Origin of the sequence: Sorangium sp. So ce726 (genome assembly GCF_051521405.1) — a bacterium.
Taxonomy (GTDB): Bacteria; Myxococcota_A; Polyangia; order Polyangiales; family Polyangiaceae; genus Sorangium.
This window is the reverse complement of sequence record NZ_CP150349.1, coordinates 10,752,777-10,777,197: the sequence shown is the minus strand read 5'-3', so window position 1 is coordinate 10,777,197 and position 24,421 is coordinate 10,752,777. Positions and strand designations below refer to the sequence as shown.

18 protein-coding genes are annotated in these 24,421 nt (G+C 70.4%); 5 read left to right on the top strand and 13 right to left on the bottom strand.

Annotation, left to right across the window (positions count from 1 at the left end; genetic code table 11):
* Positions 1 to 286 precede the first annotated feature (286 nt).
* On the bottom strand, positions 287 to 1,846 hold the full coding sequence (wzy, locus tag WME79_RS40030; protein WP_437525868.1) for an O-antigen polysaccharide polymerase Wzy: 1,560 nt from the start codon (positions 1,844 to 1,846) through the stop codon (positions 287 to 289).
* A gap of 12 nt (positions 1,847 to 1,858) precedes the next feature.
* Entirely contained in the window at positions 1,859 to 4,147 is a 2,289-nt protein-coding gene (locus WME79_RS40025) for a GumC family protein (protein WP_437525866.1), read from the bottom strand.
* Positions 4,148 to 4,419: 272 nt separating this feature from the next.
* Here WME79_RS40025 and WME79_RS40020 point away from each other — a divergent pair, with 272 nt between their 5' ends.
* Positions 4,420 to 7,884, top strand: a complete 3,465-nt coding sequence (locus WME79_RS40020) for a hypothetical protein (protein WP_437525865.1) — start codon at positions 4,420 to 4,422, stop codon at positions 7,882 to 7,884.
* Between the two features lie 60 nt (positions 7,885 to 7,944).
* Here WME79_RS40020 and WME79_RS40015 read toward each other — a convergent pair whose 3' ends face one another.
* Positions 7,945 to 9,207 (bottom strand): hypothetical protein, encoded by a 1,263-nt coding sequence (locus tag WME79_RS40015; protein ID WP_437525864.1) that lies wholly within the window; start codon positions 9,205 to 9,207, stop codon positions 7,945 to 7,947.
* 58 nt (positions 9,208 to 9,265) lie between these two features.
* The gene (locus WME79_RS40010; protein WP_437525862.1) at positions 9,266 to 11,944 is read right to left on the bottom strand and encodes an O-antigen ligase family protein; all 2,679 of its coding nucleotides are present in this window, start codon (positions 11,942 to 11,944) and stop codon (positions 9,266 to 9,268) included.
* A gap of 313 nt (positions 11,945 to 12,257) precedes the next feature.
* Between WME79_RS40010 and WME79_RS40005 the strand changes: the two genes are divergently transcribed.
* The gene (locus WME79_RS40005) at positions 12,258 to 12,893 is read left to right on the top strand and encodes a phenylalanine--tRNA ligase beta subunit-related protein (protein ID WP_437540031.1); all 636 of its coding nucleotides are present in this window, start codon (positions 12,258 to 12,260) and stop codon (positions 12,891 to 12,893) included.
* A gap of 54 nt (positions 12,894 to 12,947) precedes the next feature.
* Here WME79_RS40005 and WME79_RS40000 read toward each other — a convergent pair whose 3' ends face one another.
* Both WME79_RS40000 and metK read right to left on the bottom strand, forming a co-directional pair.
* Positions 12,948 to 14,249 carry a hypothetical protein gene (locus WME79_RS40000; protein ID WP_437525860.1) on the bottom strand — a complete coding sequence of 434 codons (1,302 nt, stop codon included), beginning with the start codon at positions 14,247 to 14,249 and terminating at the stop codon, positions 12,948 to 12,950.
* 322 nt (positions 14,250 to 14,571) lie between these two features.
* Positions 14,572 to 15,822 (bottom strand): methionine adenosyltransferase, encoded by a 1,251-nt coding sequence (gene metK / locus WME79_RS39995; protein ID WP_437525858.1) that lies wholly within the window; start codon positions 15,820 to 15,822, stop codon positions 14,572 to 14,574.
* Positions 15,823 to 16,247: 425 nt separating this feature from the next.
* Here metK and WME79_RS39990 point away from each other — a divergent pair, with 425 nt between their 5' ends.
* Positions 16,248 to 16,643 (top strand): YbjN domain-containing protein, encoded by a 396-nt coding sequence (locus WME79_RS39990; protein WP_437525856.1) that lies wholly within the window; start codon positions 16,248 to 16,250, stop codon positions 16,641 to 16,643.
* 18 nt (positions 16,644 to 16,661) lie between these two features.
* Here WME79_RS39990 and WME79_RS39985 read toward each other — a convergent pair whose 3' ends face one another.
* The gene (locus tag WME79_RS39985; RefSeq protein WP_437525854.1) at positions 16,662 to 17,030 is read right to left on the bottom strand and encodes a PDZ domain-containing protein; all 369 of its coding nucleotides are present in this window, start codon (positions 17,028 to 17,030) and stop codon (positions 16,662 to 16,664) included.
* 485 nt (positions 17,031 to 17,515) lie between these two features.
* Here WME79_RS39985 and WME79_RS39980 point away from each other — a divergent pair, with 485 nt between their 5' ends.
* On the top strand, positions 17,516 to 18,388 hold the full coding sequence (locus WME79_RS39980) for a CDP-alcohol phosphatidyltransferase family protein (protein ID WP_437525852.1): 873 nt from the start codon (positions 17,516 to 17,518) through the stop codon (positions 18,386 to 18,388).
* Positions 18,389 to 18,446: 58 nt separating this feature from the next.
* Here WME79_RS39980 and WME79_RS39975 read toward each other — a convergent pair whose 3' ends face one another.
* The 5 genes from WME79_RS39975 to WME79_RS39955 form a co-directional block, all read right to left on the bottom strand.
* Positions 18,447 to 19,154: an NTP transferase domain-containing protein gene (locus tag WME79_RS39975; protein WP_437525851.1), complete on the bottom strand. Its 708-nt coding sequence runs from the start codon at positions 19,152 to 19,154 to the stop codon at positions 18,447 to 18,449.
* Positions 19,151 to 19,714: a thiamine pyrophosphate-dependent enzyme gene (locus tag WME79_RS39970; RefSeq protein WP_437525849.1), complete on the bottom strand. Its 564-nt coding sequence runs from the start codon at positions 19,712 to 19,714 to the stop codon at positions 19,151 to 19,153. Before WME79_RS39970 ends, WME79_RS39975 begins: the two co-directional genes overlap by 4 nt.
* Positions 19,711 to 20,223, bottom strand: a complete 513-nt coding sequence (locus tag WME79_RS39965) for a thiamine pyrophosphate-binding protein (RefSeq protein WP_437525847.1) — start codon at positions 20,221 to 20,223, stop codon at positions 19,711 to 19,713. The genes WME79_RS39970 and WME79_RS39965 overlap by 4 nt, the downstream gene beginning before the upstream one ends.
* A 4-nt stretch (positions 20,224 to 20,227) precedes the next feature.
* Positions 20,228 to 21,892, bottom strand: coding sequence for an isocitrate lyase/phosphoenolpyruvate mutase family protein (locus WME79_RS39960; protein WP_437525845.1), 1,665 nt, complete (start codon positions 21,890 to 21,892; stop codon positions 20,228 to 20,230).
* Positions 21,893 to 22,227: 335 nt separating this feature from the next.
* Positions 22,228 to 22,539, bottom strand: coding sequence for a 2Fe-2S iron-sulfur cluster-binding protein (locus WME79_RS39955; protein ID WP_437525843.1), 312 nt, complete (start codon positions 22,537 to 22,539; stop codon positions 22,228 to 22,230).
* Between the two features lie 173 nt (positions 22,540 to 22,712).
* Between WME79_RS39955 and WME79_RS39950 the strand changes: the two genes are divergently transcribed.
* Positions 22,713 to 24,002, top strand: a complete 1,290-nt coding sequence (locus WME79_RS39950) for an NAD(P)/FAD-dependent oxidoreductase (protein WP_437525841.1) — start codon at positions 22,713 to 22,715, stop codon at positions 24,000 to 24,002.
* A gap of 67 nt (positions 24,003 to 24,069) precedes the next feature.
* On the opposite strand, the gene WME79_RS39945 is transcribed toward WME79_RS39950, so the two are convergent.
* A complete protein-coding gene (locus WME79_RS39945; RefSeq protein WP_437525839.1) occupies positions 24,070 to 24,411 on the bottom strand; it encodes a hypothetical protein in 342 nt (113 codons plus the stop codon).
* Positions 24,412 to 24,421: the final 10 nt, after the last annotated feature.

Genomic DNA, 24,421 nt, shown 5'->3' with positions numbered 1-24,421 from the left:
CACCTGGTGAGCCGGGCGCAAGGGCTGCTCTCTGGCTCGCGTCTGTGCGTCGCGCTCGGCTTCCTCGGCGCCGTGGCGGCGTGGATGCTTCACCGGTGGCGCTCCTGGCCTCCGTCGCTGCATCTGGCCTCAGGCCTCGGAGCGCCGATGCTGGTGCTGGCGGTGGCCGATCTGGTCGAGCAGGGGAGCCTTTCGCGCTGGAAAGGGGCTGCGTACCTGGTGGCGAGCCTGCCGGCCACCGCGTACGCATTGCTGGCCCGCATCGGGCGAGACAATCCGCGGCTGGCTACGGGCGGCGCGACGCAGGCAGGCCCGGCGGCGCCGCAGGCCGGCCAAGACGCGCCGCGCGAGGGGCCTGCTCAGGGTTCCCGTGGGCCGGTTGCAGGGCAAAGAGCGCCTGGCGGAGGTGCTTGAGCAACGAGGTGAGAAGGACGACCGCGAGCGTGGCGAACCCCAGGGAAACGGTGATCTTGAGCAGCGCGGTGAACTCGCCTCGAAATTGGTTGTAGGCGAAGGAGGACAGGGTCGCGGCGGACGCGCGGGCGAGCATGGTCGAATCGCGGGCGCCCGCCACGAGGAGCGGCAGGACGAAGAAGAGCCCGCTCATGAACGCGATCTGGATGCCCGCGCCGAGAGCGCCGAGGTTCATGAAGCCTTCGGCGGTGGCGCTCATGGCGAAGCCGCCGCCGTGACGCGCGAGATCGGGGGACATCCACAGGGCATAACGCTGCCCCAGGCCGAGCGGCCGCTCGCTCCAGAGCGGCTTGGGCACCAGGATGAGGAACGCGTTGATCCAGCTCTCGCCAGCGTAGTGCATGATAGGCGGCCGCTCGTTCACGATGTTGACGAGATTGGCGTGAACCATCTTGAGCTCGCCGATCTCCAAGGGGTTCTCGGTCCGCTCGAGGTGCGTGATCGCCGCGGTGATCTGCGCGTCGAACCCGCTCCCCTGGGCGGCCCGCGCGCCCTCGACGGCGATGCCGTAGAAGAGGACTGCCACCGCGCCGAGGGCGAGATACCGGCGTCGGATCTGGACCCCGTAGGCGTGGAGGGCGAGCCCGATGGAGAGGACGGTCCAGACGAGGGGGCCTCGCCGCCCCATGATCGTGTTGAGGAAGATGGTCGCGAGGAAGCAGGAGCCCGCGACGAGGAGCATCTTCGGGACGGGTAAGCCGGCCTTGCGGACCGCGGTGAACCGGAGAAAGCAGTAAGCGATCGCGATCTTGACCAGGAACCAGCCCGAGGTCAGGAGGCCCTTGCCCTCCTCCTCGAGGTGGTTCGCGGCGTAGCTCATCGTGAAGAACTTCCCCACGCCGATCGAGGCGATCCACACCACCACGAGCCCGATCCCGAGCAGCCCGACGAAGATCGTCGCCCAGTCCTGGTCCAGCATGCGCGCAGGGACCGGCCGCCCTGCGTCGGGGCTCTCCGGCGCGCGGCTCAACGCCGTGCACGCGAGGGCGCAGCCGGTCGCGCCGGCGTAACTCACCTCCATGGCCGCCGCGTCGTAGCTCGCCAGGTGGAACCCGTAGGACGTCAGCAGGTTCAGGACGGGGGTATAGCCGACGCTGAGAAAATAGGTCGCCGGTACGTAGGTCTCCGGATCCAGCGGATGGAAACGGGGGCCGCCGGCCCGCGCGATCGACGGCGCCACCAGCAGCAACAGGAGGCCGATCGTCCACCCGCGTCCATCGCCCAACGTCCCTTCCAGGATGGGGCCTGCCGAGGCCAGCGTCGCGACGAGGAACACCGCCAAGAGGCGACCAGGGGGCAGCCTCTTCTTCGGCGGGGCCATGCCGGCGCCGCGCCGGGCGCCGTTCGCGCGGGGGAGTCTCAGCGACAGCAACGGCGGAGATCCTCAGTTCGGCAGGGGAGGCGGTGGGGCGTCCGCGTCGTCCGGCGGCGTGTGCTCGGCAGGCGCCCGGTAGTACCCGTCCTTCTTGTCGCCATAGTAGCGATACGCGCCGTACTCCCGGCGATTCAGGTCGGCGGCGTTCAGCACGGCGCCCACGGTCTTGCCGCCGACATCGAGCACCGCGCGGATCCCGTGGCGCGCGAAGTCGTGCGTCGTGGCGGAGGCGCGCACGACGAGCACGGTGCCGTCCACCAGCGTCGACAGCACGGCGCTGTCGGTGACGGCGCCGATGGGCGGGCTGTCGATGATCACCCGATCGAAGCGGCCCTGGAGCTTGCGGAGCAACGCCCTGAAGCGCTCGCTGTGCAGGAGCTCCGCCGGGTTCGGCGGAATGGGACCGGCCGGGATGACGTAGAGGTTCTCCACCTCGGTCATGAGCGCGTTCTCGTCGTCCACCACCGAGTCGTCGAGCAGCGCGCTCGTCACGCCGATCTCTGGCCCCTTCTTGAAGATGGCATGGAGGCGTGGCCTGCGAAGGTCGCAATCGATGAGGACGACCCGCTGGCCAGCCTGCGCCATGGCGACAGCGATGCAGCAGCACACCGTCGTCTTGCCCTCGGCGGGGCCGGCGCTCGCGACAAGGAGCGTCTTGTAGGGCTGGTCAGGCGACATGAAGAGCAGGTTCGTCCGGATGGCCCGGGCCGCCTCGGCGATCCCGCTCTTCGGCCGATCGTGGACGATGAGCTCGGGCCGGCTCGGCTCAGCCGCAGGCTTACCCCGGTGGCGCGCCCTGCGGGGGACCGCGTCGCCCCGGTCCCGCCGGTCGAACTCCGGGAGCAGGCCCAGGAAGGGCAGGCCGAGCTCCCGCTCGACCTCCTCGGGCGTCTTCAGCGTGCGATCGAGCATCGCCCGCGCCATCGCCGCTCCGATGCCGAGGAGCAGCCCGGCGAGGACGCCGATCGCGATGTTGACGCCCACGCGGGGCCGGATCGCCATGTGCGGGAGGTTCGGCCTGTCGAGGACGCGGATGTTGTTCACCCGCATCATCCGCTGCAGATCGCTCTCCTTCGTGCGCTCCAGCACGAGCTGATAGAGCTTCTCCGTGTTTTCTTTCGTCCTGCGGAGCCGGTCGTACTCGATCTTGAGGGAGTTGAGCTCGAAGGCCTGCTTCTTGGCGCCGTCGAGCAGCCCCGCGAGGCCTGCCTCCTGGCGCTTCACGATGGCGAGATCGCGGTTCACCGCGCCCTGAACATTCTTGATCTCGGCGATCAGCGCGCTCTTGTTGGCGGCCACCCGCTCGGTCGCGGCGCGGACGTCCGGGTGGTTCTCGCCCTTGCCGGAGCCGATGAGCGCGTCGCGCTCGCGGACGAACTCCTCGTGGCGTCCGCGCAGCATCTGGAGCACCGGGCTCTGGATGAGCTCGGAGGCGGGGAGATCGAGCGGGTTGTTCGCGTCGACCTTCGACAGCTCGTGGCTGCGCGCGGCGAACTCTTCGCGCCGCGTGCGCACGGTCGTGAGGGCGTCGTTGATCTGCTTCATCTCCTCGCGAAGCAGGTTGGTCTTGTCCTCGAAATCGATGTCGAGGATGTTGTTGCTCTTCTTGTACTCATGCAGCGACGTCTCGCTCGTCTCGAGATCGTTCTTCAGCTTCTCGAGCTGCGTGCGGAGCCAGTCGACCGCCGAGTTCGTCGAGGTGAGCGCGTCATCGACGTTCTGCTCGATGTAGACGTCCATCAGCAGCGACAGGATGCGCTGCGCCCGCTCGCGATCTGCGTCGTTGTAGCGGACGATGGCGAGGCGGCTGTCCTTCACCGGCTCCACGGCGAGCCGCTCGCGGAGCAGCTCGGCGGCCTCCTCCGGGCTCACGCTCATCGGCGCGGGAGCGGCCGCGTCCCTCGGCAGATCCTTCAGGAAGTAGGCGTCGTTCTGGAGGTTGAGCTGGGCGACGACCGCCAGCGCCACCCGCATCGATCGCATGACCTTGTACTGGGTCTCGTAGTACTCGCGGTTGTTCCAGTACGAGCCGGAGCCCATGTCGACGACGGTGTCGACGCCCCGGCCGAGGGGCCGTGGAGGGTTCGGATCGAACTGCAATGTCGCCGTCGACTGGTAGATCTTCTTCTGGCCGAGCGTGTAGAAGGTGACGCTGAGGGCGACGCAGAGCAGCGTCGTCAACGCGATGGCCCAGTGCTTGCTGACCGTCCGCCACGCGGTGACGATGTCGATGGTGCGCTCGCCAGGGGCGTCGTTGCGGGTCGCGATCGTGGGAAAGGCTCTGGGTTCGTCCGCCATAAGTCACGCGCTCGAGGCGCCACCATCCAGCTAGGGGTCCGGAGGACGGCTAAGGTGCTCTCCGAGCCCCTAAAATTCAAGCTTGCGAGTGGAATAAGGGGACGATGTAGCAGGGTGTGCGCGAATGGTATGGCGGCTTACCACGTTGGTCGCGGAGCCGCTGGGTGCAGCCCATTGTGCGCGGTGCTACCTCGGTCGCGATCGCGTAGACTTCCGCCGAGCCGCTGGCGGTGGGGCGCGTCCGGAAGGGCAGCATGGAACGATTTTCCTCCTTGAGGCGCCGCGCGGTGGCGAGCGCGGCTTGCTCGGCGCTCTTGTTCGACGGCACCTTGGCCGCCGCCGACTGGGCCTCTGCCCGTCACGATCCGCAGCGCACGGGCGCCACGTCCTCCACGAGCAATATCGAAAAGCCGGCGCCCTACTGGCGGGCATACCTCGGCGGCGTGCTCTCGACGGGCAAGGTGCTCGCTGGCGACGCGGACCAGGACGGCGAGGCCGACCTGCTCTTCGTTTCCGGCGGCCGTGTGGTGATGTCCGATCCGCAGGGCTTCGTCCGCTGGAGCACCCCTTTCATGGGCTTCCAGACGCTGCACGCCCTCGATGATCTCGACGGCGACGGATCGCTCGAAGCGGTCGTGCTCAGCGGCGCGGGGGCGGCCGTCGTCGCCGGCGCCGATGGGGCGATCCTCTGGCGAGAGGACGCTTCGGAGCTCGGAACGCTCGGCGCTGCGCGCCTCGCCGATCTCAATGGCGACGGCCACCTCGATCTCTTCCTCGACGAGTGCGGCTGCTGCTCCGTTCGCACGGACAGCCCGGGCGTGATCTACAGCTTCGCGCGCGGGTTCGGTGCCGTGGAGAGGTTGCCCGCGCCCCCGCGACGCTCTCACTGCAGCGCCACGGTCAATACGGTCGGCGACTGGGACGGCGACGGGACGTCGGACATCCTGGTCGCCTCGCACGATCGGCTCTTCTTCGTCGCAGGGACAGGGACCGTGTTCGCGGAGTCGGCGAGCATCGGCGCCTACCTCGGAGGTGCGGCGTGCGAGGCCGTGACCGTGGGCGACCCTTCCGCGCCGCGGCAGCAAGCGCTCTGCTTTCAGAACCGCGTCGTCGGCCAGCAGGGCGCGCGGGAGATCACCCTGCTCGAGCACAGGCCGGGTGAGAGCCCGTCGCTCGCCGTCGTGTGGCGCAAGACGCTCGCGCCGAAGGACGGCGGCGACGCCCGCGCTCCGACGCAGCTCACGTGGGATCTCGACGGCGACGGCGCGCTCGAGGTGCTGGCGAGCGGCAGCACGGGGGGCTCGTGGACAACCTTCGTGCTCGACGCAGCCACAGGCGACGAGCTCGCCGCCATCCCCGGCGAGATAGTGCGAGGCGCGATCGAGGGCGGCCCCGACGCCGAGCAGTGGATCCTCACGTCACGCGAGGAACACGTGTCGGCCTTCCGGTTCAGCCGTAGCCGAGCCGATCGGGTCGAGCCGCTCTGGTCGCTCGACGGAGAGCGGATACGCACGCGGATGGACTGGTCGAGGTCGCGCAGGTCAGGCCATATCTGGTCGCTGGTCACGCCGGATCTCACCGGGGATGGGCGCGGCGAGCTCGTGCTCGAGGCGACCTCGGAGCCCGGGGCCCTCACCGCCTACGAGGTGCTCGAGGGGGGCGTGTCGCCGGCCGCCTCCTATCCCATCGAGCCCGGCGTCGATATTGCGGCGCTCGATACGCTGCCGGTGGCCTCTGCGGCGTCGCCGCGGCTCGTCGTCTCTCGCGATGACGGGTTTCTCACGCTGCTCGACGCCTCGCTCGCGCCCACGAACCTGGTGCGGGAGGGGCGCGATGTCCTGCCCGGTCTGCGCGTCGGCGGCTACAGCACCGGTCCCGGCGCTTACGTCGATTTCGGTCGCGCTCCGCTCGCGGCGAAGCTGTCTCCCGACGACACGGCGGCCAGCGTCGTTGTGGTCGACAGCCGGGGTGACCTCATCCGGATCGCGTCCGAGGGGGCGAGCAATGTCGCGCCCGCCAAGCCGGCCTGGCGCGTGATGGATGCGTTTGGCGCCTCCATCGCGCCTGCCGAGGGCAGCGCGCCGGCGACCCTCGCGTGCTTCAGGAGGCGCCACCCGCTCACCGATCCGGCGAAGTACTCGATCGCCATGCTCGACGCGAGCGGCAGGCAGACGCGCGATGTCCCGCTGGAGAAGCCGCCTGCGTGGGACGTGCTGCACGGCGATCTCGATGGAGATGGCGCCCACGAGCTCGTCGCGCTCACGGTCGATCAGGACCTGCACACCGACGTCCTCGCGATCGATCGGAGCGGCGAGGTGCGCTGGAGTCAGCCCATCGCCGCCGGAGCCGGTACCCAGGCCGCCGCGCTCGCGGACTGGAACGGCGACGGGGCGCAGGACGTCGCGCTCGCGATCAACTCCGCCCGGGTGTTCTCCGGTCTCGACGGCAGCTTCCTCGGCGAGAGCGCCGAGTCGCTCACCTATTTCATGCCGATCCTTGCCGACGTGTCGGGGGACCCTCGGCTCGAGATGACGCTCCAGGGCGGGCGCTTCCCTGCGCGGACGCTATCGCACGACCTCAGGGACGCGCTCTGGAGGGGCACGGACGACAGCCGTCCGTATCCTCACGGCGCGATCGCCGCGTGCGAGGGCAGGTCGCTCCTCGTCGAGGGGTCGTTCATGATGCCGTCGCGCCTCACGTTCACCGAGCTCGACGCCTCCATCGCAGGGCGAGCGACCTCCATCGTCCTCGCCGGCGACGCTGCGTTCGCCGACGAGCAGGCTGCCCGGCAGGCCGACGCCCTCCTCGGCCAGCTCGGCGACGTGGCCATTTCGCGGAACCTCACGGGGCGCGCCTCCGACGGCAGCACGGTTGTGGTCGGCTCCACGAACGGTTTTCTCTACGCGGTCGACGCGTGCTCGAAGCGCCTTCTCTGGTCCCATCACTTCGGCAACCCCGTCGGCGCGCCGATCCTCGCCGATACGGACGGCGACGGCCATGATGACATCGTGGTGAGCGTCGCAGATGGCTATCTCTACAACCTGCGGCACGAGATATTGCCAGCGCCCGAGCTCGTCCTGGATGTCGACCCGAGCAGACCCGACGTGGAGGGCGACGTCGACGAGATCAACACCAGAGACACTCTCCATGTCAGATGGTCGAAGGTCGCTGCGGCCACCTCGTATCAGGTGGCGGTGGTGGGCGGCCAGGGCGATTACATCGACTCGCCCGCGTGGCGGGATGTCGGCGACGTCTCCGAGGCCTCTATCAGCGGTCTGCCGCTGCTCGATGGGGCGAAATACTACGTCGGTGTGCGCGCGGTCTCCGCCGCCGGGCTGTCCCCGGACCGCGGGTCAGATGGTGTGATCGTGAGGATGCCCCAGGGCGAAGGCGGTGGTGGGGCCGGCGGGATCGGCGGCGCGGGGGGCGGGATCGGCGGAGCAGGGGGCGGGACCGGCGGGGTCGCGGGGGAGGGGGGTGGCGGGGGCGGCGGGGACGCCGCGGCCGGCGGGGGCGGGGCTGGCGGCGGTGTCGCTGGTGGTGCCGCAGCGCTGGACGACACGCTCCTCTATGGTCGCGGCTGCGTTTGCTCCGAGGCGCCGGGGCAGCATGCGGCCTCCTGGGCGGCCGGCATCGGCGCATGGGCCGCCGCGCTCCTCGCGGTCGCGCGGCGCCGCGCGACCGCCATCGCCCGGTCAAGCCTCCGGGAGACGCCGCGCGCGCGCCACGCACGTTAGCGATTCCGCGTGTCGTTGCGCGCGTCCCGCGATCGCGTCAGGGCCCCCTGACGCGCGGAGCTATACGCCCACACCCTGTCCCAGCGCCAGCGCGAGCACGAAGGCCGAGACCAGCAGGAGCATCGCGGCCAGCGCATACCGCCGCACGGGCGTGTCGATGAGGAAAGCGAGCCGCGCCACGCCGACGAGCACGGACGGGCCGAACACGCCGAAATGCCGGATGACGGGCTCGGGCGTCAGCAGCAGGAGGCCGGCCAGGCACGCGCTGCTCAGCACGCTGCCGGCCGGGAGCGCGCGGCGCGATCGCGGGCCGCAGAAGTAGACACACATGGAGTCCGTGATCAGCGGGCCGACCCCCGAAACCAGCATGGTCAGCGTCACGGCGTCGCGCGCGGCGCCGGAGAAGGGCAGCCAGGAGATCGGGACAGCGAAGAGCACGTAAATGATCGCGGCGATGACCGAGAGCCCCGCCGCCGCCGGCAGCCAGGCGCGCAGGGCGCGCGCGTGCCAGTCCGCCTCGCCGCCCGGTCCGACCGTGCGCGCGACAGCGCGCGCGGCGAACGCCTGCGACGCTTGCGAGAGGGCCGCGACGAACGACCAGTAGAGCACCTGCTGCCCGGCGCGATGAGCGCCGAGGAGCGACTGGCCGACGCTGAGCGAGAGCGGATAGACGACGACCGTCGAGAAGTTCGCGATCGAATACGGGACCGAGCGCCGGACGACGAGCATCGCATAACGCGCGGCGCGCCGGAGGCGGGTGGGGCGCACGAGGAGCAACGCGGGCGTGGCGCCGGCGAACCCGACGGCGACGGCCACCCCGGCCGGGCTGCCTGCCAGCGCGGCCGCCATGGAGGCGATCGGCGAGAAAACGACGACCACCGCGAGCGTTTGCAGGAAGCGCCCCTGCAGCTGCCAGATGGGCAAGATGCTCTTCGAGGCGGCGGCGAAGAGCGAGCACGCGCTGAAGAAGGCGGTGATCACCCCCGCCATGACGCCCAGCCCGGACCCCAGCTCGTAGGCGAGCGTGACGCTGAAGGCGATGAACGCGATGAGCGCGATCGCGCCGCCGGCGAGCGCGCGCCCGGCCCTGGTCGCCATCGCTCGCGCCCTGCGCGCCACGGTCGGCGAGAGGCCGGCGGCGACCAGCGCCACCACGACCATCCCTCGGGACGTGTAGTTGGCGAGGGCGGCGAGCTCCGCCGGTCCGGCCGCGAGCGTGAGCACCCACTGGGCGGCGAGCGAGGCGGCGCGCGGCAGGAGGACAGCGAACGCGACCCCGGTGCCTCCATGCGTCAAGGCGCGCAGCAACGACGACAACTTCACGGAACGATTCGCTCGATGGAACTGGGCGCGCGCACGTGGACGGGGGGGCGCAGTCTACCTACGGGACAAACGAGGGCGCCAGCGCCTTCGCCTTCTCCTCGAGGACCCGCTTGCGCAGCTCGGGGTCCTTGCCCCCGCGCCGCTGTAGCAGGCGTTCCAGCGCCTTCGACGCCTCGATGTGCGCGCCCGCGCGGCTGGCGGCGTCGGCCAGCTTGAGGAGGCGCTCCTCCGTCGGCTCGTCCTGCGCTGCCCGCGCGTAGTAGGTCACGGCCGACGGATAATCTTCCCGCGCCGCGAGCAGGTCGCCGGCCCAGGTCGACGTCGCCGCGCACGCCGCGAGCGTGGTGCACGACGCGGAGAGCAGCTCGCGGAGCGCGGGGAGGAGCTTCTCGGACGAGGCCATCTGCGCCGCCGCGACGACCCGCAGCCGAAGACAGCCGGCCCGGTTGTCCAGCCGCTCGCAGCTCCCCGCGAGCAGCTGCTCCGCCTCCGCGCTCTTCTTGCCCAGAAGGAGGAGCCGCGCCCTCAGCTGGACCGCGAAGAACGAGTGGTCGTCGAGGCCCTGCACCGCCGCCGCGTGCGCCTCGATCTCCCGCTCGCAGGCGGCCCTCCGCCCGTCGTCACCGCCGCAGCGGGCGGAGCCCGGGGCCTCCAGCATCGCGAGCAGCGCATCGCCCGCAGCCCAGTGCGCTCCGACCCGCGCGCGGTCGCGCGCGATCGCTTCCTCCGCGCAGCGCAGGCGCAGGTCGACCTCTTCCCGGCGGTCGCCCGCGGTGGCCATGCGCTCGAGCACCGCGACCCCGGCGTTGCCTTCCGGCACGGCCCGCAGCAGCTCCTCCCACGTCTGGGTCCACTGCCGGGCGAGCCCCGCGGCCATGTCGGTCACGCCGGGGTCGTCCTCCACGGCGAGCCGCAGGCTCAGGAGCGCCTGCTCCTTGGCGCCGCGCGACGCGAGCACCTCCGCGAGCAGGAGGTGAGCGCGGCCGTGGCGGCGTGAGCGCTCGAGCGTGCGCTGGAGCCATGGGATGGGGCTCTCGCCGCTGCCGCGCAGCGCGGCGACCGCGCCGAGCAACGGGAAGTACGGCTCCGCGGGGTGGCGGAGGATCGCCGCGCGGAGCTCCTCGCGGAGATGTGGCCAGCCGGCGCCGCTCGCCGCGCCGGCGTCGCTCTGCGCGCGCAACGATCGGCGGTCGTGGTCGACGTCGCGCCAGCCGAAGCGCACCATCAGGGAGACGAGCGCGAGCGCGGAGGCCGCGGCGCAAGCCGCCGCCTGCCACGGCCGCCACCGCTCCTGGCCGGGCTCGCCTGCCGTAGCCTCATGCCGCGGCCGCTCGCCATGGGCCTCACCCCAGAGCGAGCCCAGGGTCGCCGCGAGCGCGATGCTGACGCCTGGCACCTCGAGCCCGAGATCGAACAGGTTCTGGAGGAGGAGCACCGCGCAGCCGACCCAGGCGCCCAGCGCCGCCGTGCTCGCGCGCAGGGCGAGCTTGCCCGGGCGAAACGCGACGCCGAGCGCGACGAGCGAGGCCGCCGCGACCGGAGCACCCCACTCCGCCGCCCACTGGATCACGACGTTCTCGGCGTGTGTGAACACGATGTTCCCCGGCGACTGCCGGTACGCGGGGAACACCGTCTCGAATGCGCCGCGCCCGATGCCGAGGAGCCAGTGATCCGCGAGCAGCGGGAGCGTCGAGCGAAAGAGCGACAGCTTGTCGAGGTTGTCGTCCGCCATCTCCGAGAGCGTGCGGTTCGTCGCGGCGAGCGCGGCCAGCAGCGCGCCGCCGCCGATGGCCACGCTCAGCAGCCAGGCCGTCGCGCCCCGGCCGCGAAGGCCGGCGCGGTGCCTGCTGCGCCGCCGCCGTGAGAGCAACGCGAAGAGGGCGAGGCCGAGCGGCAGCACGAGCAGCCCTCCGCGAGACGACGCGATGATGCCGACCCCGACGATCGTGGTGAGCCCGACGCCAACGACCCAGGCCGGCAGGATCGGCCTGCTCGTGAGCAGCAGCCCGACCCCCGAGAGGATGCCGAGGTTCAGGTAACCGGCGAGGTTGTTCGGGTTGAGCAGCGGCCCGACGTGCCATGACGCCACCGAGAACCGCGGTTGATACAGGCCGAAGACGGTCGTCGCGCCGAGCAGCCCGTGGGCGATCGTCGTGAGCGCGGCGAGGAACGCGCTGCCGAAGACCAGGGTGACCCCGAGCTTCGCGCCGCGCCGCGCGCCGACGAACGCGGCCGTGATGAAGACGCCGGTATAGGTCAACCATTTCACGGCCTCTACCAGCGTGGCCCCGGGGTCGAGCGAGACGCTGGCGTACCGCGGCGCCGCCTCGCCGAGCGGCATCAGGGAGCGCGACCAGATGTCGGCGCTCGCCGGCGAGAGCCGATCGAGCCACGCGAGCGGCAGCGGCGCGGCCTGCAGCAGCGTATACGCGGTCAAGCCGAGCAGCGTGAGCGCCGGCAGCGTCTTCACGTGAGACGGCTCGCCGGTGAGCGCGCTGGCGCGGAGCGAGAGCGCGGTGGCGATCGCCACGACCGCGGACACCAGGGCCAGCGTCGGCGTATGGACAGCGCCGATGGCGAGCACGGACCCGGCGACGGTGGCCCCGAGCAGCCACGGGATCACGCGCTCGGCGAGCGGTGGTGCGGCGCTTCCTGGGCGGCTCCGCGCCGCGGCGCCCATCGAGCGCCGGAGCTCGGCGGGCGACCTCAGCTTCTGGCGTGTGGAGTCCGTCGTCACGGCCGGCCAGGGTAGTCGATCTGCGCCGCAGAGGGACCGGATCGCTCACGGCACCATCGAGTCGACCTGCGCGCTCCCGGGATTGACCGAGAGAGTGTGAGATGACGAGCATCCATCCATGAGCGCTGTCGCGCGCCGCCGCGCATCAATGGGTCTTCCTTCGCGTTCAACGCCGAGCGGTTGATGTCGAAGGGGGCGCTCAAGGCGCTCCTCTCGCGCGCGCCCAGCCATGCCTCTGGCGAGCAGCTCGCCGATCACGATCTGCTCCGAGGAGGCGCTCGCGCAGCCTCGCCGCTGGTGTAGAGTGCGCCGCGTGCTCACGCTCTCGGCACATCCTCTGCTCGAAGTCGCCGCCTTCGTCACGACGTTCCCCGCGCCGCTCGGCGAGCTGCAGGGGAGCGACGCGCTCCGCGGCCTCCTGTCCGACAAGGCCTCGGCCCCGTTCCACTCGGACGACGCCGTGCGGTCGGCGGTCCGCGATCTGCTCCGGCACGGCGGCTACAAGCCGACAGGCCGCGGCAAGCCAGCCTCCGAATACCTCATCCGCGCCGCCGAGGGGGGATCGCTCGCGGCCATCAACGCGGCCGTGGACGCGTGCAACGCCGTGTCGCTGCACACCGGCCTGCCCATCAGCGTGATCGATCTCGACCGCGCCCGCCCGCCGCTCCGCATCGAGGTCGCGCCCGCTGGGTCCCGCTACGTGTTCAACGCCTCGGGGCAGGAGATCGACCTCGAGGGGCTCCTCTGCGTCTTCGACGCGGAAGGCCCGTGCGCGAACGCCGTGAAGGACGCGCAGCGGACGAAGACGCACGCGGGGACGACGCGCACGCTCTCGGTCCTGTGGGGCAGCCGCGCGCTGCCGGGCCGCGCGGCGGCAGCGGCCGCCTGGTACAAGGAGCTGCTCGCCGGCACCGGCGCGGCGACCTCGGACGCGCCGATCGTGGCCTGATCGCCCCGGCGCGCGGGCCATCGCCTCCCACGCGTGCCGGCGCCGCGACGCGCCCTACGGCTCCGGCGCAGGGGGGTCGGGGAGCGTGATCACGCTCTCGTCCTTGTCGGTGAGCCACCGCCAGTTGTCGACGAGCCCGGTCGAATCGAGCTGATGGTCTCCGGCGTCGTACGCCCCCCAGCGGATCTTGATCTCCGAGTTCGGCTCCACCGGCGCCGAGGTGACCAGCCAGCTCGTCCCCGCGCGGCTCTCGAACCCGGTTCCGAACAGCTCCCGGGTCCCGCGTGTGCACGCGTAGACCCTGCCGTCGAGATCGCAGGGCGGGCCGTCCTGGCAGGCGCAGACGTCGATGAAGGTGCTGTTGACGCTCATCGCGTTCCTCTCGCTGTCGAACAGGATGTGGCCATCGATGAGGTTGGCCGGCCGCGGCGAGAGGAACGCGACGAAGTAATCGTTGAAATTGTCGCAGACGACTGGCCAGTCGAACGTGACGTAATTGACGTTGAACGCGAAGCCGCGGACGTTCGACGGGACCCGGAGGGTGATCTCGACGGCGGTCGGGTCGGACGGCTTCGCTTGTACGAGATCTTCACAGTTGCGAGGGACCTTCGGAAAGCCCTCGGGGAAATCGCCTTCGTACTTCTTGTCGAAGCCTTGCGGGCTCTCGAACCCCTCGTCGTCCTCCGTCCGCGCCGTGCCGCTCGAGAGGGCGAGCAGCCGCGTGCCCGCCCTCGGCGGGACGTTGAGCCCGAACTTGGGGAGGATGCCGTGCCCGAGATGGAAGTTGGCGAGCAGCTCGGCTTCCTGCGGCGGTGGCGCGCCGTCGACCATGACCCAGGCGGCGGAGACCACTCCCCAGTCGTTGGGCCCGGATGACATCTTGCACAGCTCGACCGCCCTCGCGGCGTTGAGAGGATCCAGGTCGTCGAGCGGGATCCCGTCGTCGCACGGCTCGGGCACGTTGTCGGGGATGCCGTCGCAGTCGTCGTCCACGGGCTCCGGCGAGGCTCCCCCTTCTCCACCGACCGTCGGGAGCTCGAGCGCTCGCGGGTTGATCAGCGCGTTGCAATCGTCGCAGTCGCCGTCGAGCTCCGTGAAGCCGTCGGCGTCGTCGTCGACATCCGGCGAGCCGCTGCAGTCCGCGCCCCCCGCACCCACGCCCGCGGACGTGGCGACGGTCGTCGCGTCGGCCGTCGTTTCGGCTGTCGTGGCCGGTATGCCGCCGGTGCTGGAGGCGCTCGCGGCGCCGCCCTCCCCGACTTCAAGGCCGCCTACCGGTCCGATGTTCCCGGTGCAGGCCGTGCCCAGACACCCGGCCGCAGTGATGAGGCTCAAGAAATTCAACCAAGGTTTCATCGGTGCTCCTCGAGGTCGCATGGAACCAGGGAGGTTCGGGTCGATCCGGCGATACGGGAGTCGTCGATGATTTTATCAGCAGAAGCGGCCGCAGCAGTCAGCCCATCCCAGCAAAGGGCAGTGCTTTTTTGTGAGGTGAGTGCCCACATCGTGGCACCCCCATCCGACCCAGGCGCCATGGTCATGCGCGTTCCAGGAGACGCGGACTGTGTCGACAAAACGCAGAACGCCGGCGCTTTGCAGCGCCGGCGCTCTCGGCCTCTCCAAGGGGCCGTCCACGGTTCGCCCCGCTCACACGCAGCGGGCGGAGCGCTCTGAACGATCAGGCCTGGGCGCCCACTTCCTTCTTGCTCTTGCGCTTCGGCTCCTTCTTGCTCCCGGCGCCGTTCGTGGGCGCGGGGACCGCGGCGAGCGTCGGGCGCAGCAGGTCGTCGGCCAGCTTGGCCGCGCGGTCCGTCTTCTCCCAGGTGAACTCGTCGCGCCCGAAGTGGCCGTACGCGGCCGTCTTGCGGTAGATGGGCTTCAGCAGATCGAGCTGCTCGATGATCGCCTTCGGCCGCATGTCGAAGTTCTGCATGATGTACTTCTCGAGCACGTCCTCACCTACGCGGCCGGTGCCGAAGGTGTTCACGTGGACGCCGACCGGCTGGGCGACGCCGATGGCGTAGGCGATCTGCACCTCGCAGCGCGCCGCGAGCTTGGACGCGACGACGTTCTTCGCGACATAACGCGCGTAGTAGCAGGCGGAGCGATCGACCTTCGTCGGGTCCTTGCCGCTGAAGGCGCCGCCGCCGTGCCGGCCCATGCCGCCGTAGGTGTCGACGATGATCTTGCGGCCGGTGAGGCCGGCGTCGCCGAAGGGGCCGCCGACCACGAAGCGGCCGGTGGGGTTCACGTAGACCTTCGTGCTCTTATCCATCAGCTTGGCCGGGATGCACTTCTCGATGATCAGGCTCCGCACCGCGTCGACGATCGTCTTGTGCTTGACCTCGGGGCTGTGCTGCGTCGACACGACGACGGCGCTCACGCGCACGGGCGTCTGATCTTCGTACTCGATCGTGACCTGGGTCTTGCCGTCGGGGCGCAGCCAGTCGAGCTTCTTGGATTTGCGGAGATCGGCGAGCTTCCGGGCGAGGCGGTGGGCATAGCTGATGGGGGAGGGCATCAGCTCCGACGTCTCGTCCGTCGCATATCCGAACATGAGCCCCTGGTCGCCTGCCCCCTGCTCCTTGAAGAGGCCCTCGCCCTCGGTGACGCCGCGGGAGATGTCGGGCGACTGCTTCTCGATCGCCGTGAGCACTGCGCACGTCTCGTAGTCGAAGCCCATCGCGGCGTCGGTGTAGCCGATGTCCTTGATGGTGTTGCGCACCACGACCGGCATGTCGACCCACGCCGAGGTGGTGATCTCGCCGGCCACGACGGCCATCCCCGTCTTCACCAGGGTCTCGCACGCGACGCGGGCCGTCGGATCCTTCTCGAGGATCCCGTCGAGAATGGCGTCGGAGATCTGGTCGCACACCTTGTCGGGGTGTCCTTCGGTGACGGACTCGGATGTGAACTGGTAACGGCGCATGAATCGCTCCTTCGGCGGACTCGAAATCTGACCTCTACGCATAGTTCGAGCGCGGGGCACCGTCAACGCGAGCCGCGGCCTTCCGCGGACAAAAGCGCCGGCCGGACGAGCTGCCTCCGGGCTGTCGGTGTGGGCTGTCGGCGTGGACGGTGCCGGGCGGCTGTCGCTGTCTAGCCGCACCGAGCTTTCGCGCAGGCTGCTGCCTGGGCAGCACTCTCACTCGGCTTCCCCGCTTCCCCGCTTCCCCGCTTCCCCGCTTCCCTGCTTCCCGGTGCGTCCGCGTTCCCTGCCCCGGGTGAAGGCGCTGCGCTGCCTGCGGGGAGCTCGGCGGCGGGATCGCCCGCGAGACCGGACGAGCGGGGGGCGTCGGGCCGCCGATGCGGCGCGCTCCCGGAGGCGCGCCGTCAGAGGCTATGATGCCGCGCATGACGTTCGACGAGATCAAGGCGTGCCTCGAGCGCGAGGGCTGGGCTGTGGAGGTCGTATCCAACGACACCATGCGCAGCGACTTCCAGGGGGCCGAGCGGCTCTTCCCGCTGTTCGTGCGGCTCTCGCCCCCCTTCGTGGTCTTCGCGGTGATCCCGTTCGTTCGGCTCCCGATGGAGCCCGAAGAGGGCGACCTGATCGTGCGGCGCCTGCTCCAGCTGAACCGTGAGATCAACATGGCCAAGCTCTCGGCTGACGAGGAAGGCGACGTGATTCTCAGCGTCGAGTACCGCCTCGAGGACCTCGATCCGAGCGAGGTGCGCGACGCCGTCGATGTGCTCTCCTTCTACGCGAACAAGCACTATGCCGAGCTCGTGGCGCTCGCCGCGCAATGAGCGGTCACCGGCCCCGCTTCAAGGCGGGATCTGCTCCTCTCTGGGCTTGAGGCCCTCGTGCGCCCTTAGCTCGGTGCGCACGACCCGGACGCGCCGCACGTCGCGCCCGCGGACGACAGTGAGCTCGACGGCGCTCCCGACGGCGCCGCGGAGCCGATCGCGCACCTCTGTCGACGAGAGATCCCGGACATACACGCCATCAATCATCATGATCTCGTCGCCCGGGATCAGCCCCGCTCGCTCGGCGGCGAGGCCCGGCGGCACGTCGCGCACGTAGAGCGCCAGCGACTCGTTATCTCGCCCAAGGACAGCCCCGATGGATCCCACGCTCGCGGAGCACCCTGCGGCCACGAGCAGGAGCGCCGTGCTCCAGGATCTGTTTGCCACCGCGGCACCATAGCGCCGAGGAGCCCCGGCGCGCCGCCATTCTCGCAGGGCACCCCCCGGAGCGCGCGGCGGGGCGCGGCCGCCACGTCAGACCGGCTCCAGCGGACGCGCGCGCTCGTCGAACGTCGCAGCGCCGCAGGCGAGAGAATGTGATTTTACAGGAAGGGAGCGCCCGAGTGTGCCTGTCGCGTCCGAGCGCGAGGTGCGAAACACGGTTCTCGGTGGGACTCAGGGGCGCAAACGACTACGCAGCTGGTCGCCGGAGGCGCGGGATACGTCCTGGAAAGCGCGGCATGCCGCCAGGGCGCCGGCTTGCGGCGATCTGTCACGCCATGTCCATCGAGAGGTCGCAATCCAGTTGGTCCCCGGGGGCGGCTGCCCTAGATTCCGGGCCGGGGTCGCCGATGCCTGAACCGCGCGCTGCTGCCGAGAGCTCGACGCCTGCCGCTCAGTCCGGCGGTGTGCCGGGCGGCTGGAAGATGCGCATGGAGGACCCGCTCAATCGCTACTATCGGTACCCGATCGCGCGCTGGATCGTGCGGGCGCTGATGAGGACGCCGGTCACGCCGAACCAGGTGACGCTGGTTCAGCCGCTCTTCGCTGCGCTGGCCGGTTACCTGGTGACGTTCGATGATCCGAGGCACCTCATCGCCGGGGCGCTCGTGTTCGAGCTCCGCTCCATCCTGGATTGCGTGGACGGCGCGCTGGCGCGGGCGAAGAGGATGGTGAGCCCCGCGGGGCACGCCATTGACGGCCTGGCCGACTGGCTGGGCGTCGTCTTTCTTTATGCCGGCATCTTCTGGCACGTTCGCCTTCACCCGCCGCCGGAGAGCCCGTGGAGCGCGGCCGTGCCCACGAACGCACTCCTGCTGATCGCGTTGCTCCAGGGGGCGCTGCGCTCTTTCTCCGCGGACTACTTCAAGCTCAAGTACTGCTCGATCTTCGAGACGGGCACCGACGAGACGGCGGACGTGCTGCGCCGCAAGGTCCAGGCGCTCGGCCCCTCGTCCTCGTTCTTTGCCCATTTCGATGTCTTCATCGGGCGCATGGGGCACCTCGCGTTCGAGCACGAGTGGTTCGACCCGCGGCGGAGCCAGTCCTCGACCAGCGCGGATCAGGTAAAACAGCTGATCCGGGAGGAGGCGTCGCCGCTCACGCGCTTCATCGGCGCGCTCTGGGCGATATCGAACGGCGACGCGTTCCTGTCGATGGTGGTGCTGACGCTCCTCGTGAACCAGCTCTGGCTGGGTCAGGTCTTCTTCGCGACAGGCGGGGTCGTCTGGATCGTCGCGGTCATCTGGCTGAACGGCTGGTTCCTCCGCGGCGCATCCCGCCGCGCGAAGCTGGCCGTGGCCTGAGCTCGGCTCCCGGCTGCGTCGCCAAGCTCAGATCCGCGTGGTGCCCTCAGCGCCAGCTCTAGAGAGTGCTCGCTAGGCGGCGGGCCTTTTCCACGTCCTCTTCGAAGTCGATCTCGGTCCAGGGCAGATCGTCGACGCGCTCGATACCGAACGGTATCTCCTGGAAAGCGCGGTCCATTGCGGCCTCGTACTCCTGATCGAGGCGGCCGGCGGAGACCTCCTCCTCCAGGAGGCGCTGCATCGTGCGGCCGCCCTGCGGGCCGACCTTGGCGAAGCCGACGGTCTCGCCGGCGATGTCCCAGTCCTTGCCGACGCGGCGCGCGATCTTGAGGATCCGGCCGGCGCGGACGCCGACCATCATCTCTTCGCCGCTCTCCTCCGAGCTCGCGTCGACCAGCAGGCAGTTCTCGTGGGGCGAGCTCACGAGGCGCCGCAGCAGCGCGGCGGGGTACAGCACGTCGGCGTCCATCCACAGCCCGCCGCCCGACAGCCGGTGGGCCGCGACGTGGAGCGAGACGATGCTGCCATGGGTGAACCGCGGGTTCTTGACGAGCTCCACCTTCAGCGAAGGGCGGAGCGAGGCGAGCGCCTCCTCGATCATCTCGTGCCGGAAGCCGACGACGATCGTGAGATCGGTGACGCCGCTCTCGGTGAGGTTCACGAGGTGGCGCTCGAGCAGCGTCTTGCCCTCGATCGAGATGAGGCACTTGGGCGCGTCCCGGCCGATGCGCCGGCCGCGGCCGGCGGCGAGCAGGATTGCCCTCATCGGCGCGCCTCGGCCGCGAAGCGGGAGGCGAGCTCTTGCGGGGTCTCGGCGACGCGGCCGATGCCCTTCACGGTGCCGCCGTCGACGAGGCCGAGGACCATGACCGGGCCCGGCTGCACGAGCGCGGCGCGCAGCGACGCTTCGAAGGACTCGACGGAGTCGGCGCGGTGCGTGGCGCGGTAGCCGACCGCGCTGGCGACCGACTCGAGCTTCACGTCGCCCGAGATCGTCCGCTGCCCGCCCGTCGAGGCGTGGGAGCGGTTGTCGAGGACGACGTGAAGGAGGTTCGCCGGCCGCTCGCTGCCGACGCTGGCGAGGGCGTTCATGCCCATGAGGACGTTGCCGTCGCCGTCGAGCACGAAGATCCGCTTGCGCGGCTGCGCGAGCGCGAGCCCCAGGCCGATCGACAGGCCGAGCCCCATCGAGCCGATCATGTAGAAGTTCGAGGGCCGGTCCTTCGTCGTGTAGAGCTCGCGGCCGATCATGCCGTTGCAGCAGACCACGAGGTCGTCCTTGCCGACCGCCGTCGTGAACACCTTCAGCGCTTCGAGCTTGTTCATTCGAGCACCCCCGCGGGCACGATGAGCGCCGCCGGCTGCCTGGTGGAGAGCATGACGCCCTTTGCCCACTGCACCTGGGGGCCCATCGGCTCGGCGGCGCGGAGGACGCGGTGCTGGATCTTCATCAGATCGAGGATGGGGAGCATGATCTCGCCCATCATGATGTGCTCCGGGGCGTCGTTGCCGCCCTCGCCGCGCCAGGAGATGACGAGCAGCGTGGGCACCTCGTACATCGTGCTGAGCGAGGCCAGCGCGTTCACGGAGACGCCGAGCCCGGAGTTCTGCATGAGGACCATCGGCAGCCTGCCGCCGAGCCAGGCGCCGAACGCCATCCCGATGGCGCTGTCCTCGCGGGTCGCCGAGATGTAGCGGGCGCTCGCGTCGGCATCGAGCAGCGAGACCAGGCCCTTCAACAGCGAGCAGGGCACGCCCGCGAAGAAGTCGAACCCCGCCTCTTTGAGCGCGGCGACGAACTCGGGCGCATACGATTTGCCTGAACCGTGGGACATCGCCTCACTCCTTGATGAGCGCCCAGGCGCGACGGTAGTCCTCGAACGTGTCGATCTCGAGCCACCCCTTGTAAACGTCGATCGCTTGCACATCCGCGCCGCGGTCGATGAGCTCCTGGAGCAGGTCGGTGAAGGTCGCGCTGCGGAGCGACTCGGCCTCGTGGAAGCCGCCCTTCGCGCGGGTCTCCACCAGCTGGTTATAGCAGTCGGTGAGCAGGCGCGCGCCCTTCGCGGTGAACAGGGCCATGCCCACGAACTCGCCGTGCGCCTCGCCAGCGGGGATCGCGCGGCCGACGCGGGCCACCCGGTGCGGCGCCTCGGCGCCGACGAAGCGGTAGCCGGCCTCCTGCGCGTCCTTCAGGGCCACGAGGTCGGGCACGCCGCGCGCGTCCTTGGGCCGCTGGCCCTCGGCGTAGGCGCGGTCGATGACGATCGAGATGTCCGCCGGGCTCTTGAGGAGCTTCTCGAGGTGGCCGCGCTCGAACACGATGTCGCCGTAGAGGAAGAGGAATGGCCCGCTCAGCTCCTTGGAGGCGCGGAAGAGCGAGAAGACCTCGTTCGTCGTCGCGTACTCATCGTTGTCGTAGAAGCGGGCGTTCGGGACCTTGATCGCCTCCTTCTTGTACCCGCGCACGACGGCGACGTCCTTGACGCCGCACCCGTTGAGCACGTCGATCTGTCGCTCGAGGATGCTCTTGCCCTTCAGGTCGAGCATCGGCTTCGGCAGCTCCTCCGTGAGCGGCAGGAGCCCCTGGCTCTGGCCGGCGGCGAGGATGACGGCGGTGACGCCCGGGCTGCCGGAGGGCAAGAAGCTCGACTCCTCCTGCTTCATCTTGTCGACGCCCACGAGCTGGTAGACGCGCTCGAGCGGCACGACCTTGTCGTCGACGCTGCCGGTGTACATCTCGCGCTTCAGCGTCTGGAGCGTCTCTGTCATCGCCTTGATCGACGAGCGGATCGCGTGGTTTGCGAAGATGATCAGCTTGAAGCCGGCCTTGTGCAGGGTGTCGACGCTCGTCGTTCGGTAGATCGTCGGCACGCAGACGAGCGGCGTGTTCGGGCGGTCCCACGCGCGGGCGAAGGAGAGCACCTCGTCCGGGTCCTTGCTCTTCGAGTGGATGAGGACCATGTCGGCGCCCGCGTCCGCGTAGGCGCGGCCGCGGCGGAGCGCCTCCTCCATCCCCCAGCCGGCGATGAGCGCCTCGGTCCGCGCGATGACCACGAAGTCGCGATCCTTCTGCGTCGCCTTCGCCGCGCGGACCTTGAGCGCGTGCTCCTCGACGTCCGCGAGCTCGCGCCTCACGCCGGCGTAGAAGCTGCAGCGCTTCGGGAAGATGTTGTCTTCCATGCAGATCGCCGCGATGCCCGCCGCCTCGTACTCCTCGACGCAGCGGACGACGTTGACGGCGTTGCCGTAGCCGTTGTCGCAGTCCGCGATGACCGGGAGCGACGTGTTGTTCATCATCTTGGCGGCCTGGAGGTTCTCCGCCATCGTGAGGATGTTCGCGTCCGGCACCGCGTAGCTCGCGGAGATCTCGAAGCCGGAAGCCCAGAGCCCGTCGAAGCCTGCCTCTTCACCGATCTTTGCGGAGAGCCCGTTGTGCGCGCCGATGATGACGATCGGCCCGGGGCGGGCCATGAGGTCGCGCAGCTTCCTGGCTTTGGTCACGTCTCCTCCACTCCTCCGCGCGGTCTTTCCATCCCCGCCAGGCGGGCGACAGCGTCCGCATGCGCCGCGGTGCGCGTCCCCAGCGAGCGGCGTCCCGTCGTCACCGCGCGCGGGCAGCTCCGGGGGGACACCCTGATCTCGCTCTCCTCCCCGAGGAGCCGGGCCTCAGAACGGGGGCTGCCTTAACACCGTTGGCCAGTGCCGCCAATGGCAGGGCACGACGGGAACCGACGATCGCGAAGGCGGCGGAGCGCGCTCCGCCACGTGGGGACGTGCGCGCTAAGGCGGTGCCTGATGGCGGGCGCGCGCGATGCTCGCCGCGCGCCCCCTGCCGCTCAGCCCTCGCGGCCGATGACCCCGCGCAAGCGGACCAGCCCGGGGCCTGCGCGGAGCACCGCCTGGCACGCGAGCCGGAGCCGCGGCGGGGCGCCGAGGCGCTCGAGCAGATCGAGCTCGCCGCGCGCGGGCGGATCGAGGAGCTGCTCCCCTTCGACGACCTCGACGCGGCATGTGGCGCAGCGCGCATCGCGGCACGAAAACACGACCGGGGCGCGCGCATCGTCGCAGACATCGATGAGCCTGCCGGCTCCCGCCTCCGCGGTGACGGCGGGGCCGAGCGCGCCGTCCTCGAACACGACCGTGGGCACCGCCGATCCCTCCTCCCTACCTGGCGCGGGAAGACCCCGGCACGTCGGTGAGCGAGGACCCCCAGCGCCTGGAGCGCGAGGGCCCCGGCCCGGATGGCGGAGGCATATCGGCTCCTTTCGCCGACGCCGAGAGCGCATTTTCTCGAGCGTCAGCACGCACTATACGACGAGCGATGACGGATCGCTGGGACGCAATCATCCTCGGCGGAGGGCCGGGTGGGTCGACGCTCGCTGCATCGCTGGCCCGCCTCGGTCGCCGGGCCCTCGTGCTCGAGCGGGAGAGGTTCCCTCGCTTTCACATCGGCGAGTCGCTGCTGCCGCGGTCCCGCGAGGTCTTCGAGCGGCTCGGGCTGGACGAGAAGCTGGACGCGCGCTTCCTCCGCAAATACGGCGCCCGGTTCCTGTGCTCGGCGACGGGGCGGACGCGGACGTACAGCTTCGCCGACGCGTTCGATCCGAGGTTCGAGTTCGCCTACCAGGTGCAGCGCGACGCGTTTGACCAGCTGCTGCTCCGCCACGCCGCGGAGCTCGGGGCGGAGGTGCGCGAGTCGTGGGAGGCCGTCGAGGTGGTGTTCGAGGGCCCGCGCGCCGTCGGGGTGCGCGCGCGGCCTCGCGCGCGACCCGACGGCGCCGGGCCGGAGGGGGCCGCGGCCGCGCGCGCCGACACGAGCGACGCCGTCGAGCTCCGGGCGCCGGTGATCGTGGACGCGACGGGGCGGGACACGCTGCTCGCGTCGAGGATGCGACGGAAGGCGCAGCTGGCCGAGCTCGACAAGACCGCGCTGTTCACCCACTACGAGGGCGTGCCCCGCGAGGAGGGGATCCACCAGGGCAACATCCAGGTGGTCCTCTTCGAGCACGGGTGGTTCTGGTTCATCCCGTTCCGCGGCGAGGTGACGAGCGTCGGCGCGGTGGTGTCGTCGAGCTGGATCCGGAGCCGGGCGAAGGGGGAGAGCCTCGACGAGCTCTTCGAGCGCACCGTCGCGCAGAGCGGCTGGGCGCGGGAGTTCCTCGCGAGCGCGCGGCGCATCAGGCCGGTGGGGGCGCTCGCCGATTTCTCGTACCGGATCGACCAGCTCGCCGGAGATGGATGGCTCTTCGTGGGCGACGCGGGCGGGTTCCTCGACCCGCTCTTCTCGACGGGCGCGCACCTCGCCATCAAGGGCGCCGATCTGGCCGCCACGGCCATCCACCGCGCGCTCGACGCCGGGGACACCTCGCGCGCCGCGTTCGCGGCCTACGAGGCGGAGATCCGCTACGCCGTCGATCTCTTCCTGGGGGTCGTTCAGGGCTTTTACAAAGGCCAGTTCCGGGAGACCCTGTTCGAGCCGAACCAGCGGCCCACGATGCGCAAGCTCATCACCAGCATGCTCGCGGGCGACGTGTTCCACGCCGAGCGGCGGCCGCAGTGGGCGTCGTTCCTCCGGAAGCAGTATCCGGCGGAGGTGCCCGCCTTCGCGTGAAGCGCGGCGGGCGGCCGCGCGCAGCTCGTCGCGTGCGCGCTCGCCCGCGCGCTCGGCCGTCCGGCGCTCAGCGGCCGCACGCTTCGCGGTCCAGGACCGCGTCGCTCATCTGCTTGCAGGCGGCCGCGAGCGCGACGCGCGCCTCCGCCCTCGCGTCGCCCTTCAGCGCGTCGTCGTCGGCCTCCGCCTTGGCCTCGAGCACGTCGCGCGCGATCCGGATCGCGGCCTCGTGGCTCTTCCTGCTCTCCGCGGGCAGCTTGCTGGCGCAGGTGGTCATCGTGGCCAGGTAGCTGTCGCAGGCGTCGATCCCCGTGCTGTCGAGGTCGGCCTTCCCCGGATCGCCGCCTGCCTTGCCGCAGCCGAGGGCGAAGGTGCCGCAGAGAAGAAGTGCCAGGTGAGCTCTCGCCATCGTCGCTCGC